Annotated in this window: 24 protein-coding genes; 12 read left to right on the forward strand and 12 right to left on the reverse strand. The window is 64.8% G+C overall.

The window, feature by feature from the left end:
- Positions 1 to 100 precede the first annotated feature (100 nt).
- Positions 101 to 2,311 carry a phosphoribosylformylglycinamidine synthase subunit PurL gene (gene purL / locus AB5K84_RS17635; RefSeq protein ID WP_110116532.1) on the forward strand — a complete coding sequence of 737 codons (2,211 nt, stop codon included), beginning with the start codon at positions 101 to 103 and terminating at the stop codon, positions 2,309 to 2,311.
- A 120-nt stretch (positions 2,312 to 2,431) separates the two neighbouring features.
- On the opposite strand, the gene AB5K84_RS17640 is transcribed toward purL, so the two are convergent.
- A complete protein-coding gene (locus tag AB5K84_RS17640; RefSeq protein ID WP_011088463.1) occupies positions 2,432 to 3,622 on the reverse strand; it encodes an acyltransferase family protein in 1,191 nt (396 codons plus the stop codon).
- Between the two features lie 176 nt (positions 3,623 to 3,798).
- On the opposite strand from AB5K84_RS17640, the gene AB5K84_RS17645 reads away from it, so the two are divergent.
- Entirely contained in the window at positions 3,799 to 3,972 is a 174-nt protein-coding gene (locus AB5K84_RS17645) for a DUF1328 domain-containing protein (RefSeq protein ID WP_007612121.1), read from the forward strand.
- A gap of 100 nt (positions 3,973 to 4,072) precedes the next feature.
- Here the strand turns inward: AB5K84_RS17645 and AB5K84_RS17650 are convergent, their stop codons facing one another.
- Entirely contained in the window at positions 4,073 to 4,432 is a 360-nt protein-coding gene (locus AB5K84_RS17650; RefSeq protein WP_028173372.1) for a DUF427 domain-containing protein, read from the reverse strand.
- A 195-nt stretch (positions 4,433 to 4,627) separates the two neighbouring features.
- On the opposite strand from AB5K84_RS17650, the gene AB5K84_RS17655 reads away from it, so the two are divergent.
- Positions 4,628 to 4,864 carry a BolA family protein gene (locus tag AB5K84_RS17655; RefSeq protein ID WP_011088461.1) on the forward strand — a complete coding sequence of 79 codons (237 nt, stop codon included), beginning with the start codon at positions 4,628 to 4,630 and terminating at the stop codon, positions 4,862 to 4,864.
- Positions 4,865 to 4,887: 23 nt separating this feature from the next.
- Positions 4,888 to 6,081, forward strand: a complete 1,194-nt coding sequence (locus AB5K84_RS17660; protein WP_162603628.1) for a low temperature requirement protein A — start codon at positions 4,888 to 4,890, stop codon at positions 6,079 to 6,081.
- 260 nt (positions 6,082 to 6,341) lie between these two features.
- Here the strand turns inward: AB5K84_RS17660 and egtD are convergent, their stop codons facing one another.
- Together egtD and egtB are read right to left on the reverse strand one after the other, a co-directional pair.
- On the reverse strand, positions 6,342 to 7,313 hold the full coding sequence (egtD, locus tag AB5K84_RS17665; RefSeq protein WP_162603627.1) for an L-histidine N(alpha)-methyltransferase: 972 nt from the start codon (positions 7,311 to 7,313) through the stop codon (positions 6,342 to 6,344).
- A 50-nt stretch (positions 7,314 to 7,363) separates the two neighbouring features.
- Positions 7,364 to 8,662: an ergothioneine biosynthesis protein EgtB gene (gene egtB / locus AB5K84_RS17670; protein WP_162603821.1), complete on the reverse strand. Its 1,299-nt coding sequence runs from the start codon at positions 8,660 to 8,662 to the stop codon at positions 7,364 to 7,366.
- A 239-nt stretch (positions 8,663 to 8,901) separates the two neighbouring features.
- Here egtB and grxD point away from each other — a divergent pair, with 239 nt between their 5' ends.
- Genes grxD through AB5K84_RS17690 form a run of 4 tightly spaced genes read left to right on the forward strand, consistent with a single transcriptional unit; the run spans position 8,902 to position 12,380 of the window.
- Positions 8,902 to 9,228, forward strand: a complete 327-nt coding sequence (gene grxD / locus AB5K84_RS17675; RefSeq protein WP_027548651.1) for a Grx4 family monothiol glutaredoxin — start codon at positions 8,902 to 8,904, stop codon at positions 9,226 to 9,228.
- A gap of 3 nt (positions 9,229 to 9,231) precedes the next feature.
- Positions 9,232 to 9,783, forward strand: coding sequence for an O-acetyl-ADP-ribose deacetylase (locus AB5K84_RS17680; RefSeq protein WP_110116530.1), 552 nt, complete (start codon positions 9,232 to 9,234; stop codon positions 9,781 to 9,783).
- Between the two features lie 46 nt (positions 9,784 to 9,829).
- Positions 9,830 to 11,116 carry a serine hydrolase domain-containing protein gene (locus AB5K84_RS17685; RefSeq protein ID WP_162603626.1) on the forward strand — a complete coding sequence of 429 codons (1,287 nt, stop codon included), beginning with the start codon at positions 9,830 to 9,832 and terminating at the stop codon, positions 11,114 to 11,116.
- Position 11,117: 1 nt separating this feature from the next.
- Positions 11,118 to 12,380, forward strand: coding sequence for a serine hydrolase domain-containing protein (locus AB5K84_RS17690; RefSeq protein ID WP_162603625.1), 1,263 nt, complete (start codon positions 11,118 to 11,120; stop codon positions 12,378 to 12,380).
- A 16-nt stretch (positions 12,381 to 12,396) separates the two neighbouring features.
- Here the strand turns inward: AB5K84_RS17690 and AB5K84_RS17695 are convergent, their stop codons facing one another.
- From AB5K84_RS17695 to murI, 6 genes are all read right to left on the reverse strand, one after another.
- A complete protein-coding gene (locus AB5K84_RS17695) occupies positions 12,397 to 13,464 on the reverse strand; it encodes a threonine aldolase family protein (protein WP_162603624.1) in 1,068 nt (355 codons plus the stop codon).
- A gap of 364 nt (positions 13,465 to 13,828) precedes the next feature.
- On the reverse strand, positions 13,829 to 14,446 hold the full coding sequence (gene rpsD / locus AB5K84_RS17700) for a 30S ribosomal protein S4 (protein WP_011088452.1): 618 nt from the start codon (positions 14,444 to 14,446) through the stop codon (positions 13,829 to 13,831).
- Positions 14,447 to 14,750: 304 nt separating this feature from the next.
- A complete protein-coding gene (locus AB5K84_RS17705) occupies positions 14,751 to 15,518 on the reverse strand; it encodes an acyltransferase (RefSeq protein WP_304564345.1) in 768 nt (255 codons plus the stop codon).
- Positions 15,519 to 15,624: 106 nt separating this feature from the next.
- Entirely contained in the window at positions 15,625 to 16,008 is a 384-nt protein-coding gene (locus AB5K84_RS17710) for a cupin domain-containing protein (RefSeq protein ID WP_060908139.1), read from the reverse strand.
- 67 nt (positions 16,009 to 16,075) lie between these two features.
- Positions 16,076 to 16,849, reverse strand: a complete 774-nt coding sequence (locus tag AB5K84_RS17715; RefSeq protein WP_110116524.1) for an HpcH/HpaI aldolase family protein — start codon at positions 16,847 to 16,849, stop codon at positions 16,076 to 16,078.
- 61 nt (positions 16,850 to 16,910) lie between these two features.
- Positions 16,911 to 17,708, reverse strand: coding sequence for a glutamate racemase (murI, locus tag AB5K84_RS17720; protein WP_110116523.1), 798 nt, complete (start codon positions 17,706 to 17,708; stop codon positions 16,911 to 16,913).
- A 173-nt stretch (positions 17,709 to 17,881) separates the two neighbouring features.
- Between murI and AB5K84_RS17725 the strand changes: the two genes are divergently transcribed.
- Entirely contained in the window at positions 17,882 to 18,433 is a 552-nt protein-coding gene (locus AB5K84_RS17725; protein WP_110116522.1) for a cytochrome b, read from the forward strand.
- A 171-nt stretch (positions 18,434 to 18,604) separates the two neighbouring features.
- Positions 18,605 to 19,246 (forward strand): glutathione S-transferase family protein, encoded by a 642-nt coding sequence (locus AB5K84_RS17730; RefSeq protein WP_110116521.1) that lies wholly within the window; start codon positions 18,605 to 18,607, stop codon positions 19,244 to 19,246.
- A 7-nt stretch (positions 19,247 to 19,253) separates the two neighbouring features.
- On the opposite strand, the gene AB5K84_RS17735 is transcribed toward AB5K84_RS17730, so the two are convergent.
- Positions 19,254 to 20,060 carry a Crp/Fnr family transcriptional regulator gene (locus tag AB5K84_RS17735; RefSeq protein WP_028173384.1) on the reverse strand — a complete coding sequence of 269 codons (807 nt, stop codon included), beginning with the start codon at positions 20,058 to 20,060 and terminating at the stop codon, positions 19,254 to 19,256.
- Between the two features lie 254 nt (positions 20,061 to 20,314).
- Positions 20,315 to 21,397, reverse strand: a complete 1,083-nt coding sequence (locus tag AB5K84_RS17740) for a SecDF P1 head subdomain-containing protein (protein WP_110116520.1) — start codon at positions 21,395 to 21,397, stop codon at positions 20,315 to 20,317.
- 247 nt (positions 21,398 to 21,644) lie between these two features.
- Between AB5K84_RS17740 and AB5K84_RS17745 the strand changes: the two genes are divergently transcribed.
- Complete coding sequence (locus AB5K84_RS17745) at positions 21,645 to 23,552, forward strand: acyl-CoA synthetase (protein WP_110116519.1); 1,908 nt, start codon at positions 21,645 to 21,647, stop codon at positions 23,550 to 23,552.
- A gap of 209 nt (positions 23,553 to 23,761) precedes the next feature.
- Complete coding sequence (locus tag AB5K84_RS17750) at positions 23,762 to 25,591, forward strand: caspase family protein (protein ID WP_342714410.1); 1,830 nt, start codon at positions 23,762 to 23,764, stop codon at positions 25,589 to 25,591.
- The last annotated feature ends 24 nt before the right edge of the window (positions 25,592 to 25,615 follow it).

Raw genomic sequence — 25,615 nt, forward strand, 5'->3', positions numbered from 1 at the left:
CCGCAAAACGTGGGACAGTGGGAAAATGCGCCATAAAGGGCTTTTCGCGAGGCCCCGATCTTCCTAAGAACGGCAAAGCGCCGTCGAAAGCCCCGAATCCATGAAGAACGAACCCAAGATCACCCCCGAACTGGTTGCCGCCCACGGGCTCAAGCCCGACGAGTACGAGCGCATCCTGAAGCTGATCGGGCGGGAGCCGACCTTCACCGAGCTCGGCATCTTCTCGGCGATGTGGAACGAGCACTGCTCGTACAAATCCTCGCGCATCCATCTGCGCGGATTGCCGACCAAGGCGCCCTGGGTGATCCAGGGCCCAGGCGAGAATGCCGGCGTGATCGACATCGGCGACGGCCAGGCCGTGGTCTTCAAGATGGAGAGCCACAACCACCCGAGCTACATCGAGCCCTACCAGGGCGCGACCACCGGCGTCGGCGGCATCCTGCGCGACGTCTTCACGATGGGCGCACGGCCGATCGCCTGCCTCAATGCGCTGAGCTTCGGCGCGCCCGAGCATGCCAAGACCCGGCACCTCGTCTCCGGCGTCGTCGCCGGCGTCGGCGGCTACGGCAATTCCTTCGGCGTGCCGACGGTCGGCGGCCAGGTCCGTTTCCACACCCGTTATGACGGCAACATCCTCGTCAACGCGATGGCCGTGGGCCTCGCCGATGCCGACAAGATCTTCTATGCGGCCGCCTCCGGCGTGAACATGCCGATCGTCTATCTCGGCTCCAAGACAGGGCGCGACGGCATCCACGGCGCCTCGATGGCCTCGGCCGAGTTCGACGACAAGTCCGAGGAGAAGCGCCCGACCGTGCAGGTCGGCGATCCCTTCGCCGAGAAGCTTTTGCTCGAGGCGTGCCTCGAGATCATGGAGAAGGGCTGCGTCATCGCGATCCAGGACATGGGCGCGGCGGGCCTGACCTGTTCGGCTGTCGAGATGGGCGCCAAGGGCGACCTCGGCGTCGATCTCGATCTCGACGCGGTGCCGACCCGCGAGACCGGCATGAGCGCCTACGAGATGATGCTCTCGGAGAGCCAGGAGCGCATGCTCATGGTGCTCAAGCCCGAGAAGGAGAAGGAAGCCGAGGCCATCTTCAAGAAATGGGGCCTCGACTTCGCCGTGGTCGGCTACACCACGCCGAGCAAGCGTTTCGTGGTCAAGCATGGCGGCGACGTCATGGCCGACCTGCCGATCAAGGAGCTCGGCGACGAGGCGCCGCTCTATGACCGGCCGCATGTCCCCTCCGCCGCGCTGCCGGTCGTGCACGCGCGCGAGGTGATGGCACCGATGGGCGTAGGTAGCGCGCTGGAGAAGCTGATCGGCACGCCCGACATGTGCTCTAAGCGCTGGGTCTGGGAGCAGTACGACCACGTCATCCTCGGCAACACCATGCAGCGCCCCGGCGGCGATGCCGCCGTGGTGCGCGTGCAGGACGGCCCGAAGGGCCTGGCGCTGACCGTCGACGTCACGCCGCGCTATTGCGAGGCCGATCCGTTCGAGGGCGGCAAGCAGGCGGTGGCGGAGGCCTGGCGCAACATCACCGCGGTCGGCGGCAAGCCGCTCGCGATCACCGACAATCTCAATTTCGGCAATCCTGAACGGCCCGAGATCATGGGCCAGTTCGTCGGCTGCCTGAAGGGCATCTCGGAAGCCTGCCGCACGCTGGACTTCCCGGTCGTCTCCGGCAACGTCTCGCTCTACAACGAGACCAACGGCCGCGCGATCCTGCCGACGCCCTCGATCGGCGGCGTCGGTCTGCTCGACGATTTCACCAAGTCCGCTTCGCTCGCCTTCAAGGCCGAGGGCGAGGCGATCCTCTTGATCGGCGAGACCCATGGCTGGCTCGGCCAGTCGGTGTACCTGCGCGACATCTGCGGTCGCGAGGAGGGCGCGCCGCCGCCGGTCGACCTCGCTGCCGAGAAGCGCAACGGCGACTGCGTGCGCGGCATGATCCATGCGGGCACCGCGACCGCCGTGCACGACCTCTCGGACGGCGGCCTCCTGATCGCGCTCGCCGAGATGGCGATGGCGAGCGGCATCGGCGCAAAGCTGCTGGCGGCACCGACCGCGCTCGTGTCGCAGGCCTATTGGTTCGGCGAGGACCAGGCGCGCTATCTCGTCACCGTGCCGGAAACGGAGGCCGGCCGCGTGCTCGCCAAGATGCGCGGCTGCGAGGTGCCCTGCGTGCGGATCGGCACCACCGGGGGCGATGCGATCGCGATCGCCGGCGAAGCGCCGGTAACGATCGATAAGCTGCGCACCTCGTTCGAGCGCTGGCTGCCGGAGTATATGGGCGGGAAAGCGGCCTAGCGACGCCATCTCCCCGTCCTTGCGAGGAGCGAGGCGACGAAGCAATCCACACTGCTGCCTGCGGTGAGATGGATTGCTTCGCTGCGCTCGGAATGACGATAGGAGGCCGGTGCCGTTTCCTCAAAGCACCTTCGTCGCGCCCGGGATCTGCCGCAACGCTCGCGTCAGCGCCCAGCTCGCCGCGACTGTCAGTACAAACCCGAGCGTGGCCTTGACGATCGCCGGCAGGTCATAGTCGAACAGCCAGTATTGCAGCCACAGTGCGATCGGATAGTGCACCAGGAACATGCCGTACGCGTCGCTCTGCATTGGATCGAGCAGCTTGGCTGAGCCTGATTGCTTGAACCTCTGGAAAAAGGCCAGGATCAGAAACATGATGGCGACGCTGAAGACAGTGAAGCAGATGGCATAGAGCGCTTCATACCAGTCCGGCAACGGCGACGGGTTGCCCAGGATTTCGCGCTTGATGAAGATCAGCACCCACAAGAGGCAATAGGGAACGATCGCCAGTACCATCCAGTCCCAGCTGACCCTCGCCATCCGGCCGTCTGCAGCGAGCAGCCCGCGATCCATTTGCGCAACGCCGATGCCGGCACCGAAAAAGAAATAGGTCGCGTAGAGCATCACGCGCCCGTGCTGGACCGAGAACGGCCCGAACTCGAACCAACTGCCTGCTCCGAAGTGAACCCGCCCGGGAATGTAGAACGCCGCGGTGACGGCAAGCATAAGCGCGAAGAACACGGCGGGCCGACGGCGACCATATAGCGAGAGGCGATTGATCGGATCGAGCAGATTGGGCGACAGCCGGTGCAACAGGCAGGCAACCAGGTCGAAGGCGAACAAGACCCAAAGGAACCAGATCGGCCCGCTCGGCCACGGGCCCTTCGTGACCATATTCCACCAGAACTCCGAAAAGCCGATCTCGGGATGGTGCCGCAGGGAGATCGCGTAATAGGCGAGCGGAATGACCGTAAGGGCGCAGATCGCGAAGGGTAAGCCCAGCCGAAGCAGGCGATCTGCCAAATAGCTCCGCGCTCCCTTCCGGGCGATACCAGACCAGGCGAACAGTCCCGACAGGAAGAAGAACATCGCCATGAAGAAACTGTCGGTGGCGAGCACGATCATGTCGAAGCCGAAGAAGTACTTCGGATCGGTATGACCGAAATAAGTATAGGGGATCACCGCGTGATGCAGCAGCACCACCAGTGTCAGGAAGGTGCGGGCGCGATCGAGCGACACATTGCGCGTCTTGCTCTTCGGCGCGGCGTGAGCCTCTGCACCGATCGTCGCTGAATGTGACATCGTCATCATGGCCGCCCCGGTCTTGCTCCTGTCCCGGCCAGACTGTGCCGCCGGGAACCCGATTCAGCAAGGGCAGTCTGTGCTGCGCCTTGACCCTGCTGTGCCGTTAGGAACCAGTTCCGTGCAGCGAAGTTAGCATCCGCGCATTGGAGGGCCGCGGTGCGGCGCCCAAGTCGGAGTTGGCGATGACGATCCTGAAATGGGCGCTGATCTTTCTCTTGGTCTCGATCGTGGCTGGCGTGCTCGGCTTCACCGGCATCTCGGCCGCCTCCGCCGACATCGCCCGCTTCCTGTTCTACGTCTTCGTCGTGATCTTCCTGGTGCTGCTGATATTGGGGCTCACGATCTTCAGGGCGTAGCTAGATATGTCATTCCGGGGCGGTCCGCAGGACCGAACCCGGAATCTCGAGATTCCGGGTTCGCGTCTGCGACGCGCCCCGGAATGACGCCGCCTCCAGACTACCCCACTTCCTCGATCTTCACCTTGTCCGGATAGAAGGCGAGGTGGCCGGAAATCTCCGTCATCGCGGGGAAGGGCGTTTCATAGGTCCAGATCGCGTTGTCGAGCGTCTTGCCGTCGGCCTTGATGCTGTAATAGCTCGCGTCGCCCTTGTAGGGGCAATGGGTGACACGGTCGGTGCGCTCCAGCAGCGTCATGTTGGCATCCTGTCGCGGTACATATTGCACCGCCGGATATTTGGCCTCCTTCAGCGTCAGCGCCTTGCTGGTCTCGGCGATCACGATGTCGCCCGCCGTGACGCGGACGCGCTTCGGGTTTGGGGTGATGGTGATGGGGTGGTCGGGCCCTGGAAGCTTCATGATTTCACGCCTTTTCGATCAATCTGCCGCGCGCGGCACTTTGTCGTGCCTTTATCCTGATGGGATCAGGGATATAGTGCCTGAGTGCGTGACGTAGAAGGCCGTTCACGCTAAGTTTGGCCCTGCCGGTCCGGGGACCCCGGCAGCGATTCGACGACGAGGCTGATCTCAGCCGAGATAAGGAGCAAGACCCGAATGCCCATGGACGCCCACGATATCGAGGCGATGATCAAGGCAGCGATCCCCGATGCCGAGGTGACGATCCGTGACCTCGCCGGCGATGGCGACCACTATGCCGCGACCGTGATCTCGGAATCCTTCCGCGGCAAGTCCCGCGTCCAGCAGCACCAGATCGTCTATCAGTCCCTGCGCGGCCAGATGGGCGGCGTGCTGCATGCGCTGGCGCTGCAAACCGGGGTACCCGGCACCTGACCTGATCGCAGCGGGGACCGATGATGGCTGCGGACAATCCGCGCGGCGCGATGTTTCGCGTCATCCTGCCGAACCAGCCCAGCCGCGTCACCAATGCCGAGCTGTTCTTCGATCTCGTCTTCGTCTTTGCCGTCACGCAGGTGTCGCACACGCTGCTGCACCATTTCACGCCGCTCGGCGCGGTCGAGGTCACGCTGCTGTTCCTGGCGGTGTGGTGGGTGTGGGTCTACACCGCCTGGGTCACCAACTGGCTCAATCCCGATCTGACGCCGGTCCGAATCCTGATCTTCCTGATGATGCTGGGCGGCCTCGTGCTGTCGACGACGATCCCGACCGCCTTCGATGGCCGCGGTCTCTGGTTCGCGATCGCCTACGCAACCATGCAGGTCGGACGTACCGCGTTCTGGCTGTTCGCAACCCCGCGCCACCGCACGGAAGTGCGGCACAACGCGATCCGCATCCTGGTCTGGCTCTCCGGCTCCGCGATCTTCTGGATTCTCGGCGGCCTCGCGCACGGGGAGGAGAGGCTATGGTTCTGGATCGTGGCCCTGGCGATCGAATACGTCTCGCCCGCCGTGCGATTCTGGGTGCCGAAGCTGGGATTCTCCTCGGTCGAAGCCTGGGCCGTCGAGGGCGGCCACATGGCCGAGCGCTGCGCCGGCTTCATCATCATCGCGCTCGGCGAGGCCGTCGTCGTCAACGGCGCGACCTTTGCCGAGTTGGAGTGGACCGCGGACAACATCCTGGCCTTCGTCTCGGCGCTCACCGGCGCCATCGCGATGTGGTGGATCTATTTCCACAAGGGCGCCGAGGCCGGCTCCGAGCGCATCTCGAAATCCGCAGAATCCGGCCGGCTGGCGCGGCTCGCCTACACCTATCTGCACATGCCGATCGTCGCCGGCATCATCCTGACCGCGGTGTCGGACGAACTAGTGCTGAAGCATCCGACCGGCCATTCCGACGTCCGCACCATCGTGAGCACGATCGGCGGCCCGCTGGTGTTCCTGGTCGGCACCATCCTGTTCAAGCACGCGATCCGCGGCTTCCTCCAGCTCTCGCACGGTATCGGCATCATCCTGCTCGCGGCGCTGTGGTGGTTCGCGGCGGAGCTCTCGCCGTTATGGCTGTCGGTTGCGACGACCGTGATCATGATCGTCGTCGCCGTATGGGAGTCGGTGTCGCTGGGGTCGAAGACCGAAGAGGCCGAGGAGCATTGAAACTCGGCCGGCCGGAGGGCATCGTACATGGCCTCGCGGAGCGGTCCGAGCGCGCGCCTCGTCCTTCGAGACGACCGCTCCGCGATCTCCTCAGGATGAGGCTAATCGGCCTCGGTGCTCCTCGAAACTGCTGCCGCGCACTCCGTCCTCATCCTGAGGAGCCCGCCCGAAGGCGGGCGTCTCGAAGGATGCGCCGCAGGGAAACCGCTTATATTGAATAGGCCCTCAGGCCGGCTGTCCGGGGGAAGCGGTGAGAGCGTTTAATCCGCAACCTGCAGCGCATGCACCGAGAACATCTTCGCCGCATCCGTCCAGCTCTCGCGCACCCGCCAGCCGGCGCCGTGGGCCAGCGCAGCGAAGCGCTCGAGGCTGTATTTGTAGCTGTTTTCGGTGTGGATGCTCTCACCGGGGCGGAACGAGAAGCTGGTGCCGAGCAGGCGCACGGTCTGGTTCTTCTTGCTGATCAGGTGCATCTCGATGCGGTGCCGCTCGCGATTGTAGATGGCGCGATGGGTGAAGGCGGAGAGGTCGAAATTGCCGCCGAGCTCGCGGTTGATCCGCACCAGCACATTGAGGTTGAAGCGCGCGGTGACGCCGGCCGCATCGTTGTAGGCGTCGTGGAGCACGCGCTCGTCCTTCTCGAGGTCGGCGCCGATGATCATCTGCGCGCCCTTGCCCAGGATCTGGCGCGCGCTCTTCAGAAAAGCCTGCGCCTCATGCGGCTCGAAATTGCCGATGGTCGAGCCCGGGAAGAAGCCGACCTTGGGCATCGATGCGACCGCCTTTGGCAGCTCGAACGGCGTGGTGAAGTCGGCCGCCACCGGATAGATGCCGAGCGAGGGGAAGTCCCGCTTCAGGCCGTTCGCCTGCGCGTTCAAGAAGTCGCCGGAGATATCGACGGGGACATAGGCGGCGAATTGGCAGTGGTTCAGCAGCAGGCGGACCTTCGTGGTCGCGCCGGCGCCGAACTCGACCAGCGCCGCATGCTCCGGAATGATCTTTGCGATCTCGCTGCCGCGCTCCTTCAGGATCGATAGCTCGGTGCGCGTCGGATAATATTCCGGCAGACGCGTGATCGCCTCGAACAGCTCCGAGCCGGTCGCGTCGTAGAAGTATTTCGGCGACAGCTTTTTCGGCTGCTGCGAGAGGTCCTCGATGGCCTCGCGGGCGAAAGCGGTGGTCTGCTCGTCGGGAAGATGGGCTTCGGCCAAAGCGCTGGCGTGCACATTCATGATACTCTCCTGAACGCGCTGTCCGGCGCGCATTGATCGTCGGATGAGAACTAGTTGTAATCGGCGAGCCGCAGTCCCGTGAATTGCCAGCGGTGGTGCGGATAGAAGAAGTTGCGATAAGTAATACGGCTATGCCCCTCCGGGGTTGCAAGCGAGGAGCCGCGCAGCACCAGCTGGTTGACCATGAACTTGCCGTTGTATTCGCCGAGCGCGCCTTCGATGGCGCGGTAGCCGGGGTAGGGCGAGTAGGACGACCGTGTCCACTGCCAGACGATGCCGAAGGCATCGTTGAGTTGGCCGGCGCGCGCTGCGACCTCCCACTCCATCTCGGTCGGCAGATGTTTTCCGGCCCAGCGCGCGAACGCGTCGGCCTCGTAGTAGCTGACGTGGCAGACCGGCGCGTCGGGATCGACCGGCTTGAGGCCGGCGAGCGTCATCACCTGCCAGGCGCCATCGACCTCGCGCCAATGGCCCGGCGCCTGCCAGTCTTCCTTGCTGACCACAGCGAAGCCGTCCATCAGCCACAGCGTTGCGTTCGCGTAGCCACCGTCGCGCATGAAGGCGAGCCATTCGCCATTGGTGACGAGATTGCGTGCGATCTTGAGCGGGCCGACGAGGGCGCGATGCGCCGGCTTCTCATTGTCGAAATGAAAACTGTCGTCGACATGGCCGACGGTGTGGATGCCTTCGTTGAGGATCAACCAGTCATCGCCGGTGCGCGTCGCGGATGGAAAGCGCCAGTCCGGATCGTAGGCCGGATAGACCGGATTCTGCGCAAAGGCGTGCAGGATGTCGGTGAACATCAATTCCTGATGCTGCTGCTCGTGATTGAGCCCGACCTCGACCAGTGGCGCGATGGCACGGAGCTTGTCCTCACCGGCCTCGCGGAAGAATTTGACGACCGCCGCATCAACGTATCTGCGATAGGCGCCGACCTCGCTGGCACCGGGCCGGGTGATGTCTCCGCGGTGATTCCGGGCATGACGGGGGCCGGCGCTGACGTAATAGGAATTGAACAGGAAGGCGAAATCCGGGTGGAAGGGCTGATAGCCCGGGCGATGCTCGCCGAGCAAAAACTGCTCCCAGAACCAGGTGGTGTGGGCCCGGTGCCATTTCGCGGGGCTCGCATCCGGCATGGACTGGATCTGCTGGTCCTCGGGCGACAGCGGCGCGGCCCGGCGCTCGGTCTCGTTGCGGACGGCGAGAAAGGCGTCCTGAAGCCGCTGGGCGAGCTTGCCTGGGGCGGAGGACGGTGACGAAAGCGGGGCGGGGGCCGTAGCGGAAGCTTGTTTCGTCACGTTTTTCTCCAGACAGGACAAGAGAACGTTGTTGGCGTTGCCCGGTTCCAAAACCAAGGTTCGTCCTAGATAGGGGCTCCGTTACGGTATGAAAGTCCTCCCCGGTGATGATATTCGTGTCATCATGCAATGGCTTCGGGCCTGCCCAGGCCGCTCGCCCAGGGCCTTTTCCCCCCATTTTACTTTGGATGCACAACGGTTTGGGCTACATATATAGGAAGGTATCGGGTTAAATCGGCTGAGCCGGCCCGGAGTGGTTGTTGAGGGCTCCGCCCCAGAAGGACATGGATATGAGCATCGAGGAATTCATCGCCAACGAAGTGAAGTCGAACGACGTGGTTCTGTTCATGAAGGGCACGCCGCAATTTCCGCAGTGCGGTTTCTCCGGCCAGGTCGTGCAGATCCTCGACCACCTCGGCGTTGGCTATAAGGGCCTCAACGTCCTCGAATCCGCAGAACTGCGCAACGGCATCAAGACCTTCTCGAACTGGCCGACCATTCCACAGCTCTATGTAAAGGGCGAATTCGTCGGCGGCTGCGACATTGTCCGCGAGATGTTCCAGGCCGGCGAATTGCAGCAGCTCCTCTCCGAGAAGGGCGTCGCGGTTGCGGCCTAATACGTGACCCAGCTGACGCGCCGGATTGGTGGCGCGGAGTTCGAGGTCATTGTCGCTGACATCACCACACTGAGCGTTGACGCCATCGTCAACGCCGCCAACACGTCGCTCCTTGGCGGGGGCGGCGTCGATGGGGCGATCCATCGGGCCGCCGGGCCCGATCTGGTCGCCGAATGCCGGATGCTCCACGGCTGCAAGACGGGCAACGCCAAGTTCACCATGGGCTATCGGCTCAAGGCCGCGCACGTGATCCACACCGTTGGTCCGGTCTGGAATGGCGGCACGCTGGACGAAGACGGTCTGCTCGCCTCCTGCTATCGCCGTTCGATGGAGCTGTGCGGGAAGCACAAGCTGACCTCGGTGGCATTTCCCGCGATTTCGACCGGCATTTTCCGCTTTCCCGCCGACCGGGCGGCGGAGATCGCCGTGCGCACGACGGTCGAGGCGCTCCCTGCCGCGCCATCCGTTGCGCGCGTGGTGTTCTGCTGCTTCGCCGAGCCGAGCGCCAGGCTCCATGCCGAGGCGCTAGCACGACACAGCAGCCCTTGTGCCTGATGACGCGGTCAGTACACTCCGTCCAGCCATGTTCCGGGGAGGGGATATGATTTCACAGTCTGGACTGCGTGCGCTCGCCTGCGGCGCGCTGATGTCGCTTGGCGCGATGTCGTTCGCACGGGCAGAGGGCACCTACGAGATTCCGGCCGGCGCGCATTTCAATCAGGACAAGCTCGCCAAGGTCAGCGAGTTCTTCAAGAACGAGGTCGCGACCGGCAAGATCGCCGGCGCAACCGTGCTGATCCAGCAGCACGGCAAGCCGGTCTATCACGAAGCCTTCGGCGTGCAGGACGTGGTCAGCAAGGCGCCGATCACCGACAAGACGATTTTCCGCCTGTTCTCGATGAGCAAGGCGATCACGTCCGTCGTCGCGGTGCGACTGATCGAGGACGGCAAGATCAAGCTCGACGATCCTGTCTCGAAATACATCCCGTCCTTCGCCAATGTGAAGGTCGGCGTCGAGAAGAAGGCCGACGACGGCACCAAGTCGCTCGAACTGGTGCCGCTCACGCGGCCGATCACGGTGCTCGATTTGATGCGCCATACCTCCGGCATCACCTATGGCTTCTATGGCGACAGCCTGGTCCGCAAGGCCTATCGCGACGCCAACATCTATGCCGGCGATTTCGACCTCGCCGAGTTCGCCGAGCGCATCGCGAAACTGCCGCTGCACAACCAGCCGGGCGCGCTCTGGCAATACGGCCACTCCACCGACATCCTGGCGCGCGTGATGGAGATCGCGGCGGGCAAACCGCTGACAGACATCATGCGGGAGAAACTGCTCGATCCGCTCGGCATGGTCGATACCGGCTTCTTCGTCACGGCCCCCGAGAAGCAGAAGCTTCTGGCGCAGCCGGTGCCGAACGATGCCGATTTCCGGGTCGGCCGCATCAACGATCCGACGGTGGTCAAGAAGATCCAGTTCGCCAGCGGCGGCATGGTGACGACCATGGCCGATTACGAGCGCTTTGCGCAGATGCTGCTCAATGGCGGCAGCCTCGACGGCAAGACCATTCTCAAGCCCGAGACGTTCAAGCTGATGACGACCGATCAGGTCGGCCCGGGCTCCGGCGTGGACCGCGACTATTTCTACTTCCCCGGCGACGGTTTTGGCTTCGGCCTCGGCCTTGCGGTCCGCACCGACCCCGGCAATGCCAAGCCGCCGCCGCCCGGCGATCTCGGGGAATTGAAGTGGGACGGCGCCTCGGGTTGCTATTTCGTGGTCGACCCCAAGCAGGACATGTTCTTCGTGCTGCTGGAGCAGACCCCGACCGAGCGCCAGCGCGTGCAGCGGACACTGAAGCAGTTGGTTTATGAAGCCATGGAGAAGTGACATGACCGGGCGCCGCGCGCTGATCGCGGCGCTCGTCGTTCTGGTCGGTGTGGTCAGCGCGAGAGCAGGCTACGAGGGGCGCCCCGCGCACAGCCTCTCGCCTGAAGGCTTGGCAAAAGTCTCCGACTACATCCGCAACGAGGTCGCGACCGGCAAGATACCCGGCGCGATCCTGCTGCTCCAGCAGCACGGCAAGCCGGTCTATTACGAGAATTTTGGCGTCCGCGACGTCGCGACCGAGATCTCGATGAGCGCGGACACGATCTTCCGCCTCTATTCGATGTCGAAGCCGATCACCTCCGTGATGGCGATGATGCTGGTCGAGGAGGGCAAGCTCGCGCTCGACGATCCCGTTTCAAAATACATTCCGGCCTTTGCCGGCATGAAGGTCGGCGTCGAAAAGAGAGCCGAGGACGGCAAGGTCGGGCTGGCGCTGGAGCCGCTCGATCGTCCGGTGACGATCAAGGATCTGATGCGTCACACCTCCGGACTGCCTTATGGCTATTACGGCGGCGGCGCGGTGCGCGAGCTCTATGCCGAGGCGAAGCTCTTCAACCGCAATCTCAGCAATGCCGACTTCGCCGCGAAGATCGCCACGCTGCCGCTGGTCGAGCAGCCGGGCACGGTGTGGGATTACGGCTTTTCCACCGACGTGCTCGGACGCGTCGTCGAGGTGATCTCGGGAAAGACGCTGCTCCAGTTCGAGAGGGAGCGGCTGCTGGGTCCGCTCGGCATGACCGAGACGGCATTCTTCGTCGCCGATCCCGCCAAGTTTCCTCGCATTGCCGAGCCGATGCCGGAGGACCGCAACATCAATCCGACGACGCAGGTCCGCGATATCAGGCGGCCGGCGACCTGGGAGTCGGGCGGTGGCGGGATGGTTGGCACCGTCGGCGACTACGCCCGTTTCGCGCAGATGCTGCTGAACGGCGGCACCTATGACGGCCGGCGCTATCTCAAGCCCGAGACCATTGCGCTGATGGCGTCGGACCATATCGGATCGGAGACCAGAATCGCGCGCGACCAGAACTATTATCCGGGCGCGTCCTCCGGCTACGGCCTCGGCTTTGCGGTGCGCACGTCCGTGCCGGCGGGTACGTCATGGCCACTCGGCGAATATCGCTGGGACGGCGTCGGCGGCACCTTCTTCTTCATCGATCCCGAAGACGATCTGTTCGGGATATTCATGGTGCAGACCCCGTCGCAGCGCGGCCGGATCCAGCTGGCGCTGAAGACGCTGATCTATCAGGCGATGGGGCGCTGATCGCGGGCTACGGGACTTACGCCCCGCGCACGATCTCGCGCACGTATCCGATCGTTTCCTCGATCTGGCTCGCATTGACGTCGAGATGCGTGCAGGCGCGGATGCGGCCGTCCATCATCGCGAGCGTCACGCCGCGCTGGCGCAGTGCGGCGACCATCTTGTCGCCGGGGACGCCGGCGCCATCGGGCTTGAAGAACACGAGGTTGGTCTCGGGCTCCTGCACCTCGATGCCTGCGATCTGCGACAGTCCGCGGGCGAGTGCGCGCGCATGGGCATGATCGTCGGCAAGGCGATCGACGTGATGGTCGAGGGCGTAGATGCAGGCGGCGGCGCAGATTCCGGCCTGCCGCATCGAGCCGCCGAGGCGCTGCTTCCACTGCCAGACCGCGTCGATGAAGGCGCGCGAGCCGGCGAGCACGCCGCCGATCGGCGCGCCCAGGCCCTTGGAGAAGTCGATCCAGGCCGAATCCCAGCCAGCGGTCATGTCGCGCGGAGAGATGCCGCTCGCCACCGTGGCGTTGAGCAGCCGCGCGCCGTCCATGTGGGTGACGAGGCCGTGCTGCCTGGCGATCTCGACGATCTCGTCGAGTGCGGCCTTCTTCCAGATCGTGCCGCCGCCGATATTGGCGGTCTGCTCGACGCTGACGACGGTCTGCGGCGGCTGGTAGCGCGTGCGCGGGTGCAGAGCTTTCCGGAACGTCTCCGGCGTGAACTGGCCGTCGGGGCCCTTGAGCTGCGTAACCTGGAAGCCGCCGATCGCGGCATGCGCGCCGCCCTCACGGGCGATGATGTGCGCGGTCTCGTGCGCGAGAATCTCGTCGCCGGGCCGGCAATGCACCAGCGTCGCGGTGACGTTGCACATCGTGCCCGAGGGCATGTACACGGCGGCCTCCTTGCCGAGCAGATCCGCAACGCGCTCGCACAGCGCGTTCACGGTCGGATCGTCGCCGACCTGCTCGTCGCCGACCTCGGCGCGCGCCATCGCCTCGCGCATCGCAGCCGTCGGCTTGGTCTGGGTGTCCGACAGCAGATTGATGCGCACCGGCGGCGCCTTGGGATCGATCGGGGCAGGGGTGTAGAGCATGGCTGGTCTCGTCATTTCCTCTAGTCGAACAATTGCGACGTACTGCGTGCATCGTTTGGGCAGGGCCCGATGACGTGTGCTCAGCCACGGGAACGTTGAGCGACGCGGTGTCGCGCGGCAAGAAGGATGTCGTCTGGCGTGTCCGCTGTGAACATATTGCAATCGGGATGAGCGAACAGCCCCCGATATCGGCAGACCTGCTGGTCGCGGGAGAGGGCCGCCCACGCTCGAATCGCCGCTTCAGTCAGCATTGCCGAAGGCAGAGTGTTGGCGAACTGGCCGGCCATCCGAGACATCGATGGCATGCTACCAAACAAAAAGGCCCCGGAAAACCGGGGCCTTTGAACGTTGGTGTGCCGCGTTATCAGCGCGAATAGAATTCGACGACCAGATGCGGCTCCATTTGCACCGGGAACGGCACGTCGGAGAGGCCGGGGATGCGAATGTACTTCGCGGTCATCTTGCCGTGGTCGACGTCGAGATAGTCGGGGGTGTCGCGCTCGGGGAGCTGGCTGGCTTCGAGCACGTGGGCGAGCTGCTTGGAGGCTTCCTTGACCTCGACCACGTCGCCGACCTTGAGCTGGTAGCTCGAGATGTTGACCTTGCGGCCGTTCACCTTGATGTGGCCGTGGTTGATGAACTGGCGCGCGGCGAAGATCGTCGAGACGAACTTGGCGCGGTACACGACCGCGTCGAGACGACGCTCCAGGAGGCCGATCAGGTTCTCGCCGGTGTCACCCTTGAGGCGGCTCGCCTCGACATAGATGCCGTGGAACTGGCGCTCGGAAATGTTGGCGTAATAGCCCTTCAGCTTCTGCTTGGCGCGCAGCTGCACGCCGAAGTCGGAGAGCTTGCCCTTGCGGCGCTGGCCGTGCTGGCCGGGGCCGTACTCGCGGCGGTTCACGGGGCTCTTCGGGCGGCCCCAGATGTTCTGGCCCATACGGCGATCGATCTTGTACTTCGCCTCACTGCGCTTAGTCATCGCGTCCTCTTCGGTTGCATGGTTTGAGGAAACGCGCCCTCCTGTGTGACAGGCCAAAGCCCGGCACCGACAGGTCCGATCCCCAAAGCTTAAGGGAGAGGACCACGGGTCGCGAAACGCTTCGCGGGCCGAAATCGGCCCGCGAGCAGGCGGCTTTTAGGGGAGTTTGGGGTTCGCTGTCAATTCTTTAGCCGTCATTCCGGGGGGAGCGAAGCACCGAACTATGGTGCGCAATTGCGCACCTGAGAATCTCGAGATCCGGGGCTCGGTGCTATCGCACCGCCCCGGGATGACCGCTGCGCGGTCACGTCCCGACCACCCGGATCGGCTTCGGGCCGGCCGCCCGCAATTCGGCAGCGATTTCAGTGTTCAGGACCTGTTCCAGCCGGGTCAGGATCCGGGCGATGGGGGCGGCGTCGGTGACCCGGTGGTCCCAGCGGATCACGACATGGATGGTCTGGTCGGGCTCGACCACCCCATAGCTGACGATGAAGGGGCCGGGCGTGACGGGGTGCAGCTCGCCGCCGCCATAGGCGGCCACCGAGCTCACCGCGAAGCTGCCGAACCAGTTGCCCCGCTGCCGGCCGAAATTGAGCCCGATGGCCCAGGACAGCCGCCGCAGCGGCAGCGGCAGGCGGGTCGCCCGCATGATCTTGCGGAACATGGGAACGTCGTTGATCGGCGCCGTCTTGCCGCGCCGGATCTCGGCATCGACCGCGGCCAGGGAAAGAGCCTCCGGGGCTGCGATTCGCTGCGGCAGCACGCATTCCTCGCCGTCCTCGACCCGCGCGATAGCCACCAGCGCGACACTCTTCGGCAGCTCGTAGAGCATCGGCCAGGGCCATTTGGCGTAGACCGTGCGCAGAATCGGCTCGTCCCTGGCGACCAGGGCGAAGGCCTTGACGAACATCGCAGCCCAGCCGGCGGGCGCCATCGCGCCCGAGCGCGCCTCCAGCAGGGGGCGGATATTGAGCGAACGGGACAGCGAGACGAAGGGCACGTCCATCGACGCGCGCATCAGGTCGCAGATCAGGCGGCGCGGCAGCGAAATGGTCTTGGGCGTCCCGCGCATCGGTCTTTCGGTTCCTGCGGACTAAAATATGTGCAGCGAGCGGGTCGCCCGCTCGCCGCGTGCTCTAGCACGAACCAACCCGCTTAGGGTCGGTCGGTTCGCCGCATCAGGGGGCTGGCGTCGCCAGCGGCTTGGTCTTGTCGTAGACGTAAATACCAATGATTTTCAATGATTTATCGCCGTGGGTCTTGGCGTCGTGGACGACGCCGGCCGGGATCAGATAGGAATCGCCGACCTTCAGGTGCTTGTCAGGCTGGCCTTCGACGAGGAGATCGGCCTCGCCTTCCAGCACATAGCCGGTCTCGATCCCGGGATGGGTGTGACGGCCAGCGGCGCCGCCGGGCGGCACTTCGGCGATGGCGGTCAGGGTCGTGTAGCCGTCCGGGAAATCGGTCTTCTGGAGTGGGGTGCGCTTGATGGCGGGCTGCTGGGCGAAGGCCGCAAAGGCAAGGCCTGCGAAGGACAGAGCGAGCAAAGTCTTTTTGAGCATTATTTCCTCCCTGGAAGGGCCGACCCTAGCAGCGCGGCAGTTCCCGGCAAGGTGGCAATCGGCCTGTTCAGCGCCTGATGCCCTCGAACGCCGCCATGATGCCGCGCTGGAACAGCGACCAGTCGAAGCCGAGCGCGATGGCGCGGTAGCCACGGTCGACCAGGGCGTTGGCCTGGTCGGCGGTGCGGGCGACGCCGCCGATCGGCACGCCGCTTTTGAGGATGCCGGCCTCGGCGCGCGCGACCAGCTCCAAGAGCTCCGGATCGTCCATCTGGCCGCGCTTGTTGATGGAGGTGGCGAGATCGCCGGGGCCGATCACCGCGACGTCGATGCCAGGCGTGGCCATGATCTCGTCGATGCGGTTGACGGCGTCGACATGCTCGATGGTGATCATGCAGATCATCTCGTCGTCGGCGCCGGCCATGTAGTCCGGCATCGACTGGCCCCAGCGGAATGGCGCGTGGAAGGGACCCCAGAGACGATCGCCGCGCGGCGGATAGCGTACGCTGCGCACCGCTTTCTCCGCCTCGCTGCGGTTCGTGATCATCGGAAAATTGATGCCGAAGGCGCCGATGTCCATCGGCGCTTTCGCAAGCCACGGTTCGTTCGCCGCGATCCGCACCAGCGGCGTGCACGGCGTGCCGGTCGTGGCGGCGATCATCGCATGCGCTTCGGTGAGGCCGATCGGCCCGTGCTCGAGATCGACGATGATCCAGTCGAGCGAGCGCGCCATGATCTGCACGGTCTGCACGCTCGGGATGGTCGCGATGGCGCCGAAGGCGGGGCGGCCCTCGCGCCACAATTGGCGGAGACGGTTGAGCGGCGTGGTCTGGACCGACATGAGAAAACCTGCGCGGAGATGACGACGGCGAAGCCTAGCAGCGCGTCGTTGGCGCGGAAAGTCAGGCCAGCGCGCGGCCGCCGAAGAACGGCGTCAGCGTGGCCGAAAGGTCATGCACACGGTTCGAGGTGAAGATCATCTCGGCGCCGGACTGCATGATGCCGCCGATAGCCGGGCCGAGCAGATCCGATACGCGGCGGGCGATGGCGGGTGCCGGGTCGATCCAGTCCACCGGCCAGGGCGCGAGCCTGGTCAGCCGGTCGAGCAGGAGCGGATAATGCGTGCAGGCCAGCACCACCGTGTCGGTACGCGCGCCTGCGTCGGTGGCATCGCCGACGAAGCAGGGGGTGAGCTCGGCGAGGATGTCGTCGTCGCTGATCGGATGGCCGCCGAGCGCGCGTTCGGCGAGCGAGGCGAGCTCGGGCGAGCCGACCAGCGTCACCTCGCATCCCTGCGCGAAGTCGCGGATCAGCGCCTTGGTGTATTCGCGCTTCACCGTGCCCTTGGTGCCGAGCACCGAGACGCGCCGGCTCTTCGACTGCGCACAGGCCGGCTTGATCGCCGGCACCGTGCCGACGAAGGGCAGGGAATAAGCGGCGCGCAGGTGCGATAGGACCAGGGTGGACGCCGTGTTGCAGGCGATGACGACGAGGTCCGGATCATGGGTGCCGATCAGCTCCCCCATCAGCGGCACGACGCGGGCGATGATCTCGTCCTCGCTGTGGTGGCCGTAGGGGAAGAAGGCGTCGTCGGCGACGTAGACGTAATGCGCGTCCGGGCGCGTGGCCACGACCTCACGGAGCACCGTGAGCCCGCCAAGGCCGGAATCGAACACCAGGATCGTCGGGGAATTGGTCACGTCGTTACCTTAAAGCGTCTTGGTTACCATTCGGTTTTTGGGGCGGTTTTGCGGCGGTGGCACCTGGGGCCAATTTTGAACGATTCAATTTCGCGATTGCCGCATGTTCCCGCTATCAGCACGGGTGTTGCACTGCGGACGGGGACATATCCGCAGAATTCCGGGGAGCCGACATGATCAGAAACACCAGTAACGGCTGGGGCAGCGTTTCCCGCTGGCTGCACTGGATTTTGGCGCTGACGATCATCGGTATGATCGGCTTCGGCTGGTGGATGAACCACATCCCGGCGCGGCCCGACCGTTTCTTCTACCGCTCGATCCATGCCGATATCGGCTATGTGATCCTGCTGCTCACGGTGCTGCGCCTGGTCTGGCGCGTCGTCAACCCGACGCCGGCGTTGCCGGCCGACAGCCAGCCCTGGCAGAGGCTGGCCGCCCGCATCAGCCATGGTGCGCTGTATCTCGCCGTGATCGTGGTCGTCATGCTCGGCTGGGCGCATTCCGGCGCGCACGCGCCCGATTATTCGGACTTCTTCGGCCTGTTTCACGTGCCGCAATTCACTTCTCCCGACCGTGCGGCGGCGAACGCCTATGAGGACCGCCACATCCTCTTTGCCTATGTGCTGCTCGCCCTGATCGCGGTTCACGTCGTCGCCGCTCTCTGGCACCACTTCATCCGCCGCGACCGTGTCGTGACGCGGATGGTGGCGGACGAGGCGGGGTAGGGCTTTCCCAAACGCGTTGCTCGCAATCTCGTCATCCCCGCGCAACCGCGAAGCGGTTGTCGCTGGAGGCGCGAGGCTTGCGATGCGCACGCATCGCAAGCGGAGCCTCGAAGGGTGACGGCGATGCTATGATGCGGCATCACGATCCATCCCACGGCCGCAGGAGGCGCCATGCTCACCGTCCATCATCTCGGCAAGTCGCAGTCCGAGCGCATCGTCTGGCTGTGCGAGGAGCTCGAAATCCCCTATGAGCTCAAGCGCTACGCTCGGGATTCCGTCACCATGCTGGCGCCTCCCGACTACAAGGCGCTGCACCCGATCGGAGCGGCGCCCGTCATCACCGACGGCGATCTCGTGCTCGCCGAATCCGGCGCGATCGTCGATTACATCATGGCCAGATACGGCAATGGGCGCCTCGTGCTCCGCCCGGACGACCCTGATTTCGCGCAGTTTTTGTACTGGTTTCACTTCGCCAACGGCACGCTGCAAGCCGGCATGGGCCGCTTGATGATCCTGAACCGGCTCAGGCCCGCCGAGGACAATCCGATGCTGGTCGCGACCAGAGGGCGCGTCGACCGCGCCTTCGATCTGGTCGACGCGCGGGTTCGTGACGCCGAATATCTCGCCGGCAACACCTTCACCACCGCCGACATCATGATGGGCTTTTCGCTGACCACGATGCGCTACTTCCAGCCCTATGATCTCCAGCGTTGTCCGAACGTGGTGAAATATCTCGGCCGCATCGGTGCGCGGCCGGCCTACCGGCGCGCGATGGAGAAGGGCGATCCCGGCATGGCGCTGCTGCTGAGCTGAGCGGCGGTCACGCGATCCTGTTCGTCGTCGCCGCCCGTTCCGTGGCGAGCTGCTTCTGCAAGCGATCGATGTTTTGCAGCAGGCGCTGGCTGGTCAGCACCAGGAAGTAATAGCCGAACTGCGGGTCCTGAAAATAGATCTCGAGCAGGCGGTCATAGGTGATCGTCAGCACCTGGCCGTCTTCGACGCATTCGATCGTTCCGGTGCGCCGGTTGTCCGGTGTCAGGAAGCCGAGCTCTCCCATGAGAGCTCCGGGCCCGATCTCGACATTGATCTCCTTGACCAGGAATTTTCCGGTGACCGTAAGGAGCATCTCCTTGGCCGGATCGCCCAGTTTGAACAGCGTGTCGCCGCGGCGATATTTGCGCTCGGTCATGAACGGCTTGAGCCACTCGATCGACATGTCGCCTTCGGCAGCATGTCGCGCCTTCTTGACCAGCTTGAGCATCTGCCGCAGGCGAAGAGCGTTGATCGGAAGCAGCAGCAGATAGAGCAGGAAGGTCGAGACGTTGGCGGAGAGCGCGCCGAACACGGCGAAGAATGCACAGCCGACCATGTTGGCGACGCGCAGGGGCACCATGGTCCGCATCAGGAGGGTGGCGACGAAGAAGCCGGCGCCGACCGCGGCGAACAGATTGGCCAGGGTGATGTTTTGGACAAAGATCTCCAGCATCCGATTGAAGATCGCGTCGTAGGTGACGTTGTTGGGATCGAGGCCCATCTGGACCAGGATCTTCGCGATCCTGAGGTTGTCCGTCGCCGCATCGAGAATGCGGTCGAGGATCGACGAAATGTCTGCGCTGCCGGACGGCATGGTACTAACCCCGCGTAAGGCCTTCAGTCCTGGTCGGTATTCGTATAGCCGAAATCGAATGACGACCGCTTGAATGGAGCCTTCGGCCGTCATGCCGCAAGAGGCAAATTTTAGCCTGATCGTGCGTTTCGGCAATTGCCCGTTGGTTGCGCGTATCGCCGTGGCGGGCCTGTGATTCGGCCCCGGGGTGCGGACTTCGGCGCCGTTGACCGACCTGAGGCCCCCGACGAGGGGGGCGTGAGGCGATCTTCGCCTTACGGCTTGCTGGCGGGCTGGATCACCTGCTGCTCGACCAGGCCGAGGTGCCCCGGCAGCGAGCCGGCGCGCAGCATCATGGCGACGCTGCTTGCTTCCTCCAGGGTGAAATTGCCGGAGATCTGGCCCGAGCCGCCGGTGATGGGCTCGCGGATCACGGGAGCGGAGATCACCTTGTCGTCGAGCACGATAGCGAAGGGTCTTCCGACGTTCTCTGAGGTGATGTGGGCGAAGCGCCGCGTGCCGCGGCCGTTGAAGCGGAACGAGGCGATCGGGTCCTTCGTGCCGCTCGCAAAGCCGGGACCGGCATAGCTGATGTCGTCGCCGTCGAGCGCGCTCTCCTTGGCAACCAGATAGGGCTGCTTGTCCTTGAAACCGAGCAGGACTTCCGTGCCCGCGGGCGGCGCACCGGATTGGGCCTGCTCCGCCGGCATCGAGAGGTCGACCAGGCGGAGGCTGACCTTGACCTTGGTGGCGAAGATTCTGGTCACCTGCTCGGGCTCCATCATGCCGGGCAGGAAGATCCGGATGCGGTCCGTGCCGTCAGGCTGGACGCTGGCGAGCCTGATGCCGGCATCCTTGAGGCGCTGCTCGATCATGGCGATGGCGTCTTCGACGAGATCGCGCAGCCGCGCGGCGGATGCTGCATCGGTGGGCGCGAGCCGGACCAGTCCGTCGCCGCCGTCGATCATGGCGAGCGCATGCGATGGCAATCCCTCCGCGGCTGAGGCGAGCTTGCGCTTCAGCTCTTCGCGGCCCTTGGCGTCCACGATCTTCAATTCGACGCCGCCGTCGCGGATCGCAAGACCGGAAAAGGCGATCTTGCCCTCGCGCAATGTCTTGTAGACGTCGTCGCGCAAATCCGTGACGACGCTCTCGCGCAAGCCGTCGGTGTCCACCTTGTAGATGATGCGCGAGCCGCCCAGCTTCTCCATCTTGTCCGCGATGAAGGCCGTGATCTTGGCGCGCATCTTGTCGAGCTGGCCGTCCTCGGCGAGCCCCGCGCGGGGCAGCGCGATCGCCGCTGCGATGGCGAGCGCAATAGTAAGCCGTCCGATGCGATCCCGCAGGGGCATAGTCATGATGACCTCAAGTCTTGCGGCAGGACGCTGGCAGGCGAATCCTGTGCATGTTCTTGGTCCCCGGATCGGGCGCGGAGGTTCAAATTCCGTCCGGATGAGCCCTGTCGCTGCAGCCGTTAGGCAATGGACGAACGGCAAATCATCCCTCATTGTGTTGGCGCTCGACCGGCCATCGGTCGAGGCCTCGCCGACCAAAATGTCAAAAGACAGGAGGCGGGGAAATGCACCTGAGGGAGGACGGAATTCCATGGCGGGCATCCACGCGCTCGATCGGCTGATTGGCAACGACTATCCGGACCTGGCGACTGACGAAGAGGTCCGGGCCTTCGAGCAGGTCCCCTACGCGGATCGCGTCGCGGCCGAGAGCACCTATGACGCGATCAAGCTAGGTGCTGCGCGCAATCCCGACGGCGCAGCGATCCAGTTCCTGCAAAACGCCGATCCGGCCGATACGCCGGTTGTGGTCACGTACCGCGACTTCGTGGCGCGCGTCACGCAGGCCGCCAACATGTTTCACGCGCTCGGCGCGGAGAAGGGCGACGTCATCAGCTTCATGCTGCCGCTGGTGCCCGACGCCTTCGTGACGCTGTTCGGCGCGGAAGCCGCCGGCATCGCCAACCCCGTCAATCCGCTGCTCGAGTCGCACCAGATCGCGGAAATCCTGGAGGCCGCGAACACGAAGATCCTGGTGGCGCTCGGGCCGATGCCCGGCACCGACATCTGGCAGAAGGTCGAGCAGATCCGCCCGCAGCTCAAGCATCTCAAGGCGATCGTGCAGGTGTTCGGTGGCGGCGACCCGGCGAACGGCGTGTTTGCTTTCAACGATTTGATCGCGCAGCAGCCGTCCGACCGGCTGATCAGCGGACGCAAGATTCTCGGCAGCGATATCGCCGCTTATTTCCATACCGGCGGCACCACCGGTACGCCGAAGCTGGTGCGGCACACCCATGCCAACCAGGTCTACCAGGCCTGGGCGCTCAACCTGCTGCTGAAGTCGAGGCCCGGTGCCAACCTGTTGTTCGGCATGCCGCTGTTTCACGTCGGCGGATCGCTGACGCAGGTGCTGCTGACGCTGTCGAGCGGCGGCTCGCTGGTCGTGCTGTCGCCGAGCGGCTGGCGCAATCCGAATGCGGTGAAGAACATCTGGGGGCTCGTCGAGCGCTTCAAGCCCGAGGCGCTGTCGAGCGTGCCGACGGTGCTCGCCGCAACGCTGGCGGTGCCGCCGGGCAATGCCGACATCTCCAGCCTGAAATATGCTGCCGGCGGCGGCTCGGCGATCCCCGTCGCCGTCGGCTCGGCGATCCAGGACAAACTGAAGCTGCCGGTGGTCGAAGTCTACGGCATGACCGAGACCTCGAGCGTGCACACGCTCGCTTATCCGTCACGGCCGATCCGGCTCGGTTCGGTCGGCCTGCCCATGCCCTATGCGCGCGTGCGCATCGTGCAGCTCGATGCCGACGGCCGCCTGATCCGCGACTGCGCGCCGGACGAGATCGGTGTCGTGATCATGGCGGGGCCCGGCGTGTTCGGCGGCTATCTCAACGACGAGCACAACAAGGGCGCCTTCGTCGACGAGGTCTGGGTCAATTCCGGCGATCTCGGCCGGCTGGACGCCGACGGCTATCTCTGGATCACCGGTCGCGCCAAGGATCTCGTCATCCGCGGCGGCCACAACATCGATCCGGCGCCGATCGAGGAGATCATGTTCCGCCATCCCGCCGTTGGCTTCGCCGCGGTGGTCGGCCAGCCCGACGCCTATGCCGGCGAACTGCCGGTCGGTTACGTGCAGTTGAAACCGGGTGCCAAGGTCGAGCCGGGCGAGCTTGAGGCGTGGGTGCGCGAGCGCACGCCGGAGCGCGCCGCCGTGCCGGTGCAGGTCATCCCGATCGATCCGATGCCGGTCACCGGCGTCGGCAAGGTGTTCAAGCCGCAGCTGCGCTGGGACGCGGCCGAGCGCGTGTTCACGAAGGTGCTGGCGCCGCTCGCTGCGCGCGGCATCGACTGCAAGGTCAGGGTCGGCGCTCATGGCAGCCACGGCTCGATCGCCACCGTGACGCTGGCGGGCCTGCCGGCCGACCAGCGCGAGGCGGTCGCGGGCGAGGTGCACACCCTGCTCGCGCCGTTCGTGATGCGGCACGAGGTGGTGCAGGTGTAGCAGGCCCAAACGCAGCCCGGCGTCGGTCTGACCGCGCCGGAAGGGCGACGCTCCCCCGCTCGATCATGAAGGTCGTTCGAGCCCCTGTGTGACTAATGTCACATATGGAAGAATTGGCATTCGGCCATACTCCGAATAGTCTCATGGAATTGCATCCGGGGGGACGCAAAGTGATTCCGCTTCGGCTATTTGCTTTGTTGATATTTGCGATGGGCCTAGCCTGCGGACCGGCGCATGCCGACCGGCGGGTCGCGCTCATCATTGGTAATTCCGCCTACAAGAGCGCGCCGAAGCTCGGCAATCCCGTGAACGATGCCACCTTGGTTGGCGGCATGTTCAAGAAAGCCGGCTTCGATTCCGTGGACGTCAGGCTTGATCTCAGCGCCAGCGAGATGCGGCGCATGCTGCGAGAGTTCGCCGGCAGGGCGCGCGACGCGGACATGGCGGTGATCTACTATGCCGGCCACGGCATCGAGCTCGACGGCAACAACTATCTCATTCCGACGGATGCGACACTGGAGACCGATGGCGACGTTCTCGACGAGACTATCCCGGTCGAGCGTGCGCTGTTCGCGGTCGAGCCGGCCAAGCAGCTCCGTCTCATCATCCTCGACGCCTGCCGCGACAACCCCTTCTCAAAGACCATGCAGCGCACGCTGGCCTCGCGCGCGATCGGACGCGGCCTGGCCAAGGTCGAGCCGACCAGCCCCAACACCATGATCGCCTTTGCGGCCAAGGCGGGTTCGACCGCATCCGACGGTGACTCCAAGAACAGCCCGTTCGCGGTCGCGCTGGTCGAGCACCTGCCGAAGCCGGGCCTCGACCTGCGCAAGGCCTTCGGCTTCGTGCGCGACGACGTGCTCAAGAGCACCGGCTACAAGCAGGAGCCCTATGTCTACGGCTCGCTCGGCGGCGACGACGTGCCGCTGGTCCCGACGCGCCCGATTGCGACCGGTCCACAGGCCAATCCGCAGGATGCCGTGCGCAGGGACTACGAGCTCGCGCTCCAGCTCGCCACGCGTGATGGCTGGGAAGCGTTTCTGGCGCAATATCCCGACGGATTCTATTCCAACCTTGCCAAGGGCCAGTTGAACAAGATCGCCGCCGAAGAGACGCGCGCGGCGGCCGAGCAAAAGGCCAAGGCGGCGGAGCAGGAGAAGACAAGGCTCATTGCCGAGCGCGCCCAGAAGGCCGAGCAGGAGAAGGCGGTCGCGGCGGCCAGGGCCGCCGAAGAGGCGCGGGTTGCCGCAGAGAAGCAGAAGCAGATCGAGCAGGCGCGGGCCGAGGCCGCCGAGCAGCAGCGCAAGGTCGCCGAGGCAGCAGCCGCGAAAGCACTGGCCGAGAAGCAGGCCGCGGAGAAGGCGAAGGCCGAGCTCGCCGCCAAACAGGCCGCCGAGAAGGCGGAGCAGCCCGCTAAGCCGACGGCTGATCGTCAGATACCAGAGGCGGAGCAAAAAGTTGCCGCCCTTTCGCCCGCGCCAGCATCCACATTGTCGGCCGCCGATCTGGCAAAATCCGTGCAAAGCGAGTTGCGCCGCGTCGGCTGCCTGTCCGCCGCTGCCGATGGCGACTGGAGCGCCACCTCGCAGCGCTCGCTGACGCTGTTCAACAAATATGCCGGTACCCAGTTCGACGTGAAGCTTGTCAGTGTCGACGCACTCGACGCGCTGAAGGCAAAGGCAGGCCGGGTCTGCCCGCTCGTGTGCAATTTCGGCTCCAAAGCGGATGGCGATCAATGCGTGAAGATCACTTGCCGCGCCGGCTACCGCGTCGGTGACGACAACGAGTGCGAGAAGATACCTGAGAAGAAGCCGGTGACGACGCGCGAGGATTCGAGGAAGCGAGACAGCGACCGTCAACAGAGGGAGGCCGCGCCCACAAGCCCGCAAGCCCGATCACCGGGCCAGATCTATTGTGGCTCAAGTGGCTGTCGTCCGGTGCGGTCCGGATGCAGGCTCGTGGCCGCAACCGGTTCATGGGGAACGGGGGGAGCGGTTGGGGCGGTCGGTCAAGGGAATGTGGCAGAGGTCTGCAATTAGGCCGGTGCGTCAAGGCCGTAGGTG

Origin of the sequence: Bradyrhizobium sp. 1200_D9_N1_1, assembly GCF_052075915.1 — a bacterium.
Classification (GTDB): Bacteria; Pseudomonadota; Alphaproteobacteria; order Rhizobiales; family Xanthobacteraceae; genus Bradyrhizobium; species Bradyrhizobium diazoefficiens.